General features: G+C 76.4%; 9 protein-coding genes. 6 read left to right on the forward strand and 3 right to left on the reverse strand.

The features are described 5' to 3' along the window. The 3 genes from AC5FZL_RS12615 to AC5FZL_RS12625 all read right to left on the reverse strand — a co-directional run. Positions 1–576, reverse strand: a 576-nt coding sequence (locus tag AC5FZL_RS12615) for an enolase C-terminal domain-like protein (RefSeq protein WP_493619123.1), incomplete at its 3' end; no start/stop codon positions are given. A 75-nt stretch (positions 577–651) separates the two neighbouring features. Continuing rightward, complete coding sequence (locus tag AC5FZL_RS12620) at positions 652–2,022, reverse strand: S8 family serine peptidase (protein WP_493619125.1); 1,371 nt, start codon at positions 2,020–2,022, stop codon at positions 652–654. A 124-nt stretch (positions 2,023–2,146) separates the two neighbouring features. After that, positions 2,147–3,007: an SDR family NAD(P)-dependent oxidoreductase gene (locus AC5FZL_RS12625; RefSeq protein WP_493619127.1), complete on the reverse strand. Its 861-nt coding sequence runs from the start codon at positions 3,005–3,007 to the stop codon at positions 2,147–2,149. A gap of 102 nt (positions 3,008–3,109) precedes the next feature. On the opposite strand from AC5FZL_RS12625, the gene AC5FZL_RS12630 reads away from it, so the two are divergent. From AC5FZL_RS12630 to AC5FZL_RS12655, 6 genes are all read left to right on the forward strand, one after another. Then, positions 3,110–4,153, forward strand: coding sequence for an AbrB family transcriptional regulator (locus AC5FZL_RS12630; protein ID WP_493619129.1), 1,044 nt, complete (start codon positions 3,110–3,112; stop codon positions 4,151–4,153). A gap of 10 nt (positions 4,154–4,163) precedes the next feature. After that, positions 4,164–5,105 carry a 1,4-dihydroxy-2-naphthoyl-CoA synthase gene (locus AC5FZL_RS12635; protein ID WP_493619131.1) on the forward strand — a complete coding sequence of 314 codons (942 nt, stop codon included), beginning with the start codon at positions 4,164–4,166 and terminating at the stop codon, positions 5,103–5,105. A 33-nt stretch (positions 5,106–5,138) separates the two neighbouring features. Beyond that, entirely contained in the window at positions 5,139–6,743 is a 1,605-nt protein-coding gene (locus AC5FZL_RS12640; protein WP_493619133.1) for a Na+/H+ antiporter, read from the forward strand. A gap of 114 nt (positions 6,744–6,857) precedes the next feature. Next, positions 6,858–7,364 carry a MarR family winged helix-turn-helix transcriptional regulator gene (locus AC5FZL_RS12645; RefSeq protein WP_493619135.1) on the forward strand — a complete coding sequence of 169 codons (507 nt, stop codon included), beginning with the start codon at positions 6,858–6,860 and terminating at the stop codon, positions 7,362–7,364. A 38-nt stretch (positions 7,365–7,402) separates the two neighbouring features. Next, positions 7,403–8,992, forward strand: coding sequence for an MDR family MFS transporter (locus AC5FZL_RS12650; protein ID WP_493619139.1), 1,590 nt, complete (start codon positions 7,403–7,405; stop codon positions 8,990–8,992). 166 nt (positions 8,993–9,158) lie between these two features. Then, the coding region (locus AC5FZL_RS12655; RefSeq protein WP_493619137.1) for a GAF domain-containing protein at positions 9,159–9,789 on the forward strand (631 nt) is incomplete at its 3' end.

The raw sequence follows: 9,789 nt of genomic DNA on the forward strand, positions 1-9,789 counted from the left end.
CGCCACGCCGGCCGCGGCGAGGCGCGCGCGCAGCTCGGCCAGCTCGGGCACGGTGGCGCAGGGCTGCTCGGCGTAGGCCAGCGGCCCGGAGGCGGCCAGGGCGGTCAGCGCGCGCTCCGCGGCGGCGACGTCCCACCCGCCGTTGGCGTCGACGCGCACCGCCCCGGCGGGGCCGAGCAGCTCGCGCACAGCCGCCACGCGCGCCACGTCGTCCTCGAGGCGCTGGCCGAGCTGCGCCACCTTGACCTTCGCCGTCGTGCAGCCGGGGAAGGCGGCCAGGACGCCGGCCACCTGCTCGGCGGGCACGGCCGGCACCGTGGCGTTGACGGCCACCCGCGCCCGCAGCGGGGTCGGCCACCCGGTCCAGGCCGCCTCGAGCCCGGCGGCCAGCCACGGAGCCGACTCGGCGTCGTCGTACTCGGGGAACGGCGCGAACTCGCCCCAGCCGGCGGGGCCGCGCACGAGGAGCGCCTCGCGCACGTCGATGCCGCGGAACCGCACCCGCATCGGCAGGGCGACGACCACCGCGCCGGCCAGGACCTCGTCCAGCGGGGGCAGCGCAGCGGGCTCGTCCACGCCGCCATCCTGCCCCGCGCACCGGGCCGGCGGAGCGCTGCGGCTCCTCCGTGCGCCCCGGTCAGGGCGCCCCGGTCAGGACGCCCCGGCGTCCACGAGGAAGCCGTGGTGCTGCGCGCCCGGGGCCCGCAGGGGGTCGCCCGCGTAGCCGTAGGCGGGGTCGCGCTGGCTGCGCTCCGCCGCGTCGGCGCGGATGCGCGCCATGGTCTCCAGCGGCGCGGACGCGGGGCAGCGCTGGGCGGCGATGCACAGGGCGACGGCCCCCGTCACCGCTGGTGCGGAGAAGCTCGTGCCGTCGAAGGCGGCGTACAGGCCACCGGGGTAGGTGCTCTCGACGCACACCCCCGGGGCGGCGACGGTGCGCGCCGCGTCCTCGGCCGAGGTCGCGTAGTTGCTGAAGGGCGCCGCCGCGTCGTCGGCGACGTCGACGGGAGGGCGGCCCTCGGCGGCGCAGGGCGCGCCCGGGGCGCCGCCCGCGCCGCCGGGAAGGCCGTCGGAGTCGGCCATCGCCGTGACCGCGAGGACCTCGTCGTACGCCGCCGGCACGAACCCGGCGAGGTCCTGCCCCTCGTTGCCGGCCGCCGCCACGAACGTCGTGCCGCTGGCCACCGCCCGGCAGATCGCCGCGTGGAAGGCGTCGTCGTCGCTCGCGCCGCACGAGCCGGCGGGCCCCGCGGTGCCCGGCCCGCCGAAGCTCGCGTTGGCGACGGCGATGTCGTTCGCGGGGTCGGCGTCCGTGCGGGTGGCGATGACCCACTCCAGCGCGCACAGCACCGCCGAGAGCTGGATGCCGCCCGCGGCGTCGGCGACCGCCACGGACCAGATCGGCGTGCCGGGAGCGACGCCGACGACCCCGGCGCCGTCGTCGCGCGCGCCGATGATCCCGGCGACGAGGGTGCCGTGCCCGAACGCGTCACCGGCCGGCGGGGCCGGGGTACCGCTGCCGCAGTCCACGCCGCCGGCGACGTGGAGGTCGGGGTGCGTGGCGTCGACCCCGCTGTCGATGACCGCGACGTTGACGCCGACCGCTCCCGCGCCGTCTCCCGACGCCGCGCTGCTCAGGTCGGCGTCGATGCGGTCCACGGCCGGGGGGAGGCACTGCAGCACGCGGTCCGCGGCGTCGGCGCAGCGCGTGGCCGCCGGCCCGGGCTCGGCGAGGCGGTCGACGACCACGTCGGGCTCGACGGCCACCACGGCGGGGTCGGCCGCCAGCTGCGAGGCCTCCCGCGCGGTCATCGCCGCGGAGTAGGACCTCAGGTGCGGGTAGACGGTGCCGTCCTCCGCCCCGGAGCGGCGCTCCTGGGCGGACGCCGCCAGGCCGGCGTCCGAGACGGTCTCCTGGAGCACCACCACGTACCCCGACTCGGGCTCCTCCGCTCCGGCGGGGGCGACCCCCGCGAGCAGCAGCACGGCGGTGCTGGCGAGGGCTGCGAAGCGGATCTGCACGGTTCCTCCGTCAGGGGGGGTGGGTCCCCGTGGCGCCGGGCGAGCGGCACGAGCGTGGCACTCCCGCCGGACCGGCGTCTACGCCCGCGCCCCCCGTCGCGAGGCCGCGGACCCCCTGGGGGGCTCACCCCACGGGCACGCCCACCATCGCCGCCGAGGCCTCCCACACCGCGCGGGCCAGCTCGACGTCGTCCGCCTGCGCGGCGGTCCGCCCGATCCGGAAGCGGTCGAGGTAGGCGCCGTCGACCGTCTCCGGGTCCTCGCGGGTGGCGAGCGCGAGCAGCGGCGCGGCGCCCTCCTCGGAGGAGATGAGGAAGACCTTCCGCAGCGGAGAGCGGTAGACCAGCCCCGCCACCCGCGAGTCACGACCGAAGTCGCTGGCGACCGCGCCGGGGTGGAAGCAGACGGCGGTCGCGGTGCCGCCGAGGCGCCGGGAGAGCTCGCGGGTGAAGACGATGTTGAGCAGCTTCGTCGTCCCGTAGACCCGGAAGCCGCGGTAGGGGCGGTGCGCGCCCTCGAGGTCGGTGAGGTCGACCCGCCCGACGGTGTGCGCCACGCTCGAGGTGGTGATCACCCGGGCCCCGGGGGTCGCCTCGACCCGCTCGCGCAGCAGGCTGGTGAGCAGGAACGGCGCCAGGTGGTTGACCTGGAAGGTCTTCTCGTGGCCGTCCTCGGTGACGATCCGGCGCGGGAACGTGCCGCCGGCGTTGTGCGCGAGGACGTCGATCCGCTCGCAGCGCGCCAGCAGCGCCCCGGCCAGCTCCCGGACGTCGTCCAGGCGCGTGAAGTCGGCCACGAGGGGCTCCACGCCCAGCTCGCGCGCCAGCGCCGCGGTGCGCTCCGGGGAGCGCCCGACCGGGACGACGGTGGCGCCCGCGGCGGCGAAGCGGCGGGCGGCGGCCGCACCGATCCCCGAGCTGGCACCGGTGACGACGATCGTGCGGCCGGCCAGGTGCGGCAGGGCGCTGGAGGCGGGGTCGGGCACGGGGCAGCTCCTCGGACGGCGGTGTGGGCTCCCAGCATCGTGCGGTCGCGCTCCCACCGCCTGCGGGCGCCGCGCGACGGGACGCCTGCCTACGCTCGCCGGGTGCCCTGGGCCCTCACCGCCGCCGCCGTGCTGGCGGCGTCGCTGCTCCTGGGCGCGGCGGGGCTGCCGGCCGCCCCGTTGTTCGGCGCCCTCGTCGTGGGGCTCGTGGCCGCGGTGGCGGGGTGGCCCCGGCGCGGGCCCGCGCTGGCGCTGCCGCGGCTGGCCGACCGCGCGGCCCAGGCCTGCCTGGGCGTGCTCTCCGGCGCGCTCGTGCAGCCCGCGACCCTCAGAGCGCTCGGCCACGACTGGCTGCCGGTGACCGCCGCGGTGCTCGCCACCCTGGTGATCAGCGTGCTGGCGGGTCTGGCGCTGGGGCGCCACCGGGACGTCGGCCCGGTCACGGGGTCCTTCGCGCTCGTCGCCGGGGGCGCCTCGGGGATCACGGCGATCGCCGCCGAGCTGGGCGCGGACCAGCGCGTCGTGGCGGTGGTGCAGTACCTGCGGGTGCTCGTGGTGGTGGCGACCATGCCCGTCGTCGCCACGGCCCTCCCCCGCGGCGACGCCGCCCCGCCCGCGGCCGCCGGCGCCGGGGCCCCGCTGTGGGCGGACCTGGCCCTGACGGTCGGGGCGGGGGCGCTCGGCCTGGTCCTGGCCCGCCTGGCGCGCCTGCCGGCGGGGTCGCTGCTCGGCCCGATGCTCCTCACCGCGGCGCTGTCCGGCGCCGGCTGGTCCGGCGGGGCGAGCGTGCCGGACGCCGTGATGCAGGTGGCGTACGCGGTGATCGGCCTGCAGGTGGGCCTGTCCTTCACCCGCGAGAGCCTGCGCGCGGTGCGGCGCGTGCTGCCGGCCGCGCTGGCCCTGACCGCGGCGCTCATCGCGGCGACGGCGGCGGTCGGCGTCCCGCTGCTGGGCCTGGCCGGGGCCACGGTGCTCGACGCCTACCTGGCCACCACCCCGGGCGGGCTGTACGCGGTGCTCGCCACGGCGGTGGACACCGGCGCCGACACCACCCTCGTGCTGGCGGTGCAGGTGCTGCGGCTGCTCGTGATGCTCCTGCTGGCGCCGGTGCTGGCGGTCGCGCTGAGCCGCTGGCGCCCGGCCTAGGGTGGCGGGCGTGGCCGCCCGCGACGACGTCTCCGAGCTCTTCGACCCCAGCGCCTGGGCCGTCGTCCCGGGCTTCGAGGACCTCAGCGACCTCACCTACCACCGCAGCACGGCCTCCGGGCCCGCCGGCGGCACGGTCCGGATCGCCTTCGACCGCCCGCAGGTGCGCAACGCCTTCCGCCCGCACACCGTCGACGAGCTGTTCCGCGCGCTCGACCACGCCCGCCGCACCCCCGACGTCGGCTGCGTGCTGCTCACCGGCAACGGCCCGAGCGCCAAGGACGGCGGCTGGGCGTTCTGCTCCGGCGGCGACCAGCGGATCCGCGGCCGCTCGGGCTACCAGTACGCCGCCGGGGAGACCGCCGAGACCGTGGACGCCCGGCGCACCGCGGCCGAGGGCGGGCGCCTGCACGTCCTGGAGGTGCAGCGGCTGATCCGCACCATGCCGAAGGTCGTCGTCGCGGTGGTGCCCGGCTGGGCGGCCGGCGGCGGGCACAGCCTGCACGTGGTCTGCGACCTGACCATCGCCAGCCGCGAGCACGCGCGGTTCAAGCAGACCGACGCCGACGTCGGCAGCTTCGACGCCGGCTACGGCTCGGCGTACCTGGCGCGGATGGTGGGGCAGAAGCGCGCCCGCGAGATCTTCTTCCTGGGCCGGGCGTACTCCGCCCAGGAGATGGCCGACATGGGCGCGGTGAACCTCGTCGCCGACCACGCGGACCTCGAGCGCGTCGCCCTGGAGGTGGCCGCGGAGGTCAACGGCAAGAGCCCGACCGCCCAGCGGATGCTGAAGTTCGCGTTCAACCTCGTCGACGACGGTCTCATGGGCCAGCAGGTCTTCGCCGGGGAGGCCACGCGCCTGGCGTACATGACGGACGAGGCCGTCGAGGGCCGCGACTCCTTCCTCGAGAAGCGCGAGCCCGACTGGTCCCCGTTCCCCTGGTACTACTGACGCTGTGAGGCGCGGACCCCGAGGAGGACGACGGTGATCCACCTCATCGGGCTGGCGCTGCTGGGGCTGGTCGTCGTGCTCCTCGTCCGCACCGCGGCGCGCCGCACCGGCCTGCCGGCGTCCGTGCTGCTCGTCGTCGCCGGCATCGCCTACGGCTTCGCGCCCGGCCCCAACCTCGAGCTGGACCCCGACGTCGTGCTCGACGTCGTCATCCCTCCGCTGCTGTACGCCGCTGCGCTGGAGTCGAGCCTCACCGCCCTTCGCCGCAGCTCTCGCGCGGTGCTCGGGCTCTCGGTCGGGCTCGTGCTGGCCACCGCGCTCGCGGTGGGCGCCGGCCTCAGCGCCGTGGTGGCGGCCGTGCCGCTGGCCGCCGGCATCGCGATCGGCGCAGCGGTCTCCCCGCCCGACCCCGTGGCGGCGCTGTCCATCGGACGCCGCGCCGGCCTCCCCCCGCGGCTGACCACCCTGGTCGAGGGCGAGGGGCTGCTCAACGACGCCACGGCCCTGACCATCCTCAACGTCGCCGTGGCCGCCGCCGTCAGCGGCTCGTTCTCGCTCGGCGCGGCGGTGGGCCAGTTCCTCCTCATGGCCCTCGGCGGCGTCGTCGTGGGCCTGGTGGTGGCCTGGTCCATCGGCCGGCTGCGGGCCTCCGCCAGCGACGCGCTGCTCGACAACGGGCTCTCCCTCGGCACGCCGTTCGCCGCGTACCTCGTCGCGGAGGAGCTGCACGCCTCGGGCGTGCTGGCCGTCGTGGTCGCCGGGCTGTGGTTCGGCCACCACGGCCCGGCGATGCAGTCCAGCCACGCCCGCCTGCAGACCCGCGCGGTCTGGCACCTCGTCGAGTTCCTCCTCGAGGGCTACGTCTTCCTGCTCATCGGCCAGCAGCTGCCCGCCGTGGTGCGCGCCCTCGGCGACTACGCGCCGTCCACCGTCGCGGCGGCCGGCGGGGTGACGCTGGGCGCGGTGCTGCTCGTGCGCCCGGCGTGGCTGCTCGTCACCTCGCGGCTGCCCTCGGCCCTGCACGCCCGCCTCGGCGGCGACCCCGAGGAGGGCTACGCGCCGCTGACCGGGCGCGAGATCACGGCGCTCACCTGGGCCGGCACCCGCGGCGTGATCACCCTGGCCGCGGCGTTCTCCCTGCCGCGCGACCTGCCCGCGCGCGACCTGCTGCTCTTCTGCGCCTACCTCGTGGTGCTCGTGACCCTCGTCGGCCAGGGCCTGACCTTCGCGCCCCTGCTGCGCCGGCTGCGCCTGGGCGGGGCCAGCGTCGGCAAGGCGCTGGTGCGCAACGAGGCGCGCGCGGCAGCGGTGGACGCCTCGCTGCACCGCCTGGCCGCCCTCCACGACGCCGAGCCCGACCTCGAGCCGGTCATCGCGCCGCTGCGCCGGGCCGCGGAGTCGCGGCAGCGGCGCTACGCGGCCCGGGTGGAGCTGCTGACCTCGGCCGAGGACCCCACCGCCGTCCCGGTGGACGACCGCTACGTGGCGGCCGTGCGCGTGCGCCGGGAGATGATCGCCGCCGAGCGCGAGGAGCTGCTGGCCTGGCGCGACGCCGGGCGCCTGCCGGACGCCGACCTGCGCGTGCTCGAGCGCGAGCTCGACCACGAGGAGAGCGTCCTGCCGCCCCTGCAGCGCTAGTCGCGCCCCGCCGCGGCGACCGGGAACACGCACGGGGGCGAACATGTTGCATGAGGCAACGAACAGGATTACAGTTGCTCAAGCACATCAACTATCCGTCCTCGGGAGGCGAGCATGGCGATCCGGCAGGACACCGCGCGCGCCCTCGTCGAGGAGATCGCCACGCTGAGCCGCCTGGTCAAGGCGATCAGCAGCCACCACGCGCTCACCCTCTCCCCCGCGCAGCAGGGCGTCCTGCACCTGCTCTCCCAGCGCGGGGAGTGCCGCCAGAACGAGCTCACCGCCGCGCTCGGCGTCGGTCCGTCGGCGCTCAGCCGGCAGATCACCGAGCTCGTCAGCTCCGGCCTCGTCGCCCGGCGACCGGACCCCGAGGACGGCCGCGCCGCCCTCATCTCGGTCTCGGACACCGGTGCCGCCACGCTCCAGGAGGCCTCCGACCGCCGGTCGGGCCTGCTCGCGAGCCTGCTCGACGACTGGGACGAGGGCGAGGCGCGCGACGCGCTGGCGCGCCTCGAGCACCTGGTCGCCACGTTCAGCACCACCAGCACCGCCCCGGGGCAACGGAGCCCCGCACCCACTCCCCGCTCCGCTCCCCACTCCCCCGAGGTCGTCCCCCAGTGAGCACCGCACCCACCACGGCCGCGCCGCCCCGCGCGGCGATGGACCACCGCCAGATCATGGAGGCCCTCACGGGCCTGCTCGCCGCGCTGTTCACCGCGCTGCTGAGCACGACGATCGTGGCCAACGCCCTGCCGCAGATCATCGGCGACCTGGGCGGCACCCAGACCCAGTACGCCTGGGTCATCACCGCCGCGCTGCTGGCGAACGCCGCCTCCACCCCGATCTGGGGCAAGCTGGCCGACCTCTACGACAAGAAGGTCCTCGTCCAGCTGTCGATCATCACCTTCGTGATCGGCTCCGCCGCGGCGGGCCTGTCGCCGAACGTGCCCTTCCTCATCGGCGCCCGCGTCATCCAGGGCATCGGCATGGGCGGCCTGATGGCCCTCGTCGTGGCGATCATCGGCTCGATCATCCCGCCGCGCGAGCGCGGCCGGTACTCCGGCTACATGGGCGCCGTCATGGCCGTCGCGATGTCCGGTGGCCCGCTGATCGGCGGCGTCATCGTCGACACCTCCTGGCTCGGCTGGCGCTGGACCTTCTACGTCTGCGTGCCGCTGGCCCTGGCCTCCCTGGTGATCCTGCAGGCCAAGCTCCACGTCACCTCGGTCCGCCGCGAGGACGTCTCGATCGACTGGCTGGGCGCCCTGCTGCTCACCACCGGCGTCAGCCTGCTGCTGGTCTGGGTCTCCTTCGCCGGCAAGGACGCCTACTTCGCGTGGATGTCCTGGCAGACCGCCGCCCTGGTCGGCGGCGGCGTCCTCGCCCTGGTGCTGACGGTCGTCGTCGAGAGCCGCGCCTCCGAGCCGATCATCCCGCTCAAGATCGTCACCGAGCGCACCACCGCCCTGGCGATCATCGGCTCGATCGCCGTCGGCGTCGCGCTCTTCGGCTCCAGCACCTTCCTGGGCCAGTACTTCCAGACCGCCCGCGGCCACACCCCCACCGAGGCCGGCCTGCTCTCCCTGCCGCAGGTCTTCGGCTCCCTCGTCGGGACGATGGTCTCCGGCCAGCTGATCACCCGCTTCGGCCGCTGGAAGCGCTTCCTGGTGGCCGGCTCCGTGCTGATGATCCTCGGCCTCGGGCTGCTCGCCACGATCGACCACGAGACGCCGCTCTCCTTCGTCTGCCTGGCCATCGCGTTCGTCGGCCTCGGCACGGGCATGCTCATGCAGAACCTCGTCCTGGCGGTGCAGAACACCGTCCGGCTGCAGGACATCGGCGCGGCCAGCAGCTCCATCGCCTTCTTCCGCACCTTCGGCGGCGCGATCGGCGTCTCGGTGCTGGGCTCGGTGCTGGCCGGGCGGGTCGCCACCCTCTCCAGCGAGGGCCTGGCCGACCTGGGCGTGACCTCCGGCTCCGGCGGCGGCAGCCTCGACATCGCCGCCCTGCCGGCCCCGGTCCGCGAGGTCATCCAGATCGCCTACGGCGACGCCACCGGGCGGATCTTCCTCATCGCCGCGGTCGTGGCCCTGGTCACCCTGGTGACCGTGCTGCTCATCCGCGAGGTGCCGCTGCGCACCACGGTCGACGTCACCCCGGCCGCCACCGGCGAGCAGGACCCCGCGTCCGCGGAGGCCACCACCGGCCGGCGCGCCGCGGCCGACGTCCCGGCGGACGCCCGGGTCTGACCCTCCGCGCACGTCCAGGGCCCCTGCCCCGCCTCCCCGGCGGCGCAGGGGCCCTGCCTGCACGTGACGACGCGCCGACGAAGGGGTGAAGAACGGCTCGGAGGTGCTGACGGGAGCCCAGGGGCGACGTACAGTCACGGCAGACCTGACCACGAGGACGTGAGCCATGACGGTCGACCAGCCCTCGCCGCTCGGCGGGGACAGCCCCTCCGCGGACTCCGCTGCGCCCCACGGCTCCTCCGCCTCACCGCTGCTGACGGGCCCCACGGCCGCGCTCGCGGCGGCCGCCCCGTGGAGCGGCTTCGCCGAGGCCGCGGACGCCGTCCTGGAGCTGCTCCAGGACCGCCTGGGGATGGACCTGTGGGCGGTGACGCAGGTGAACGGGCCGCACCAGGAGGTGCTGGTGGCGCGCTCGGCGGGGTTCCCCATCCCGGCCGGCGCGGTGCTGCCGTGGGCGGAGTCCTTCTGCGCCCGGATGGTGGCCGGAGCGCCGCGGGTCGCCCCGCGCGTGCGCTTCGAGCCCGCCTACACCTCCGCCGGCGTCGGCGAGCGCTACCGCATCGGCGCCTACGTCGGCGTCCCGCTGGTCGACGAGGACGGCGCCCTGTTCGGCACCCTCTGCGCGATGTCGGTCAACGAGCAGCCCGCCCGGCTGGCCGCGGAGCTGCCGCTCGTGGAGCTCCTGGCCCGGCAGCTGAGCACCCTGCTGGCCAAGGAGCGCCTCGCCGCAGAGCGGTCCGCCGCCGCGGCCGCCGCCTACGCCGTGGCCGACCGCGACCCCGAGACCGGCCTGCTCA

This window comes from Quadrisphaera sp. DVD1 (assembly GCF_058932755.1).

Excerpts from the sequence above, each read along its gene's own strand:
- AC5FZL_RS12650 (WP_493619139.1), top strand. The coding sequence starts at position 7,403 with ATGGACCACCGCCAGATCATGGAGGCCCTCACGGGCCTGCTCGCCGCG.
- AC5FZL_RS12645 (WP_493619135.1), top strand. The coding sequence starts at position 6,858 with ATGGCGATCCGGCAGGACACCGCGCGCGCCCTCGTCGAGGAGATCGCC.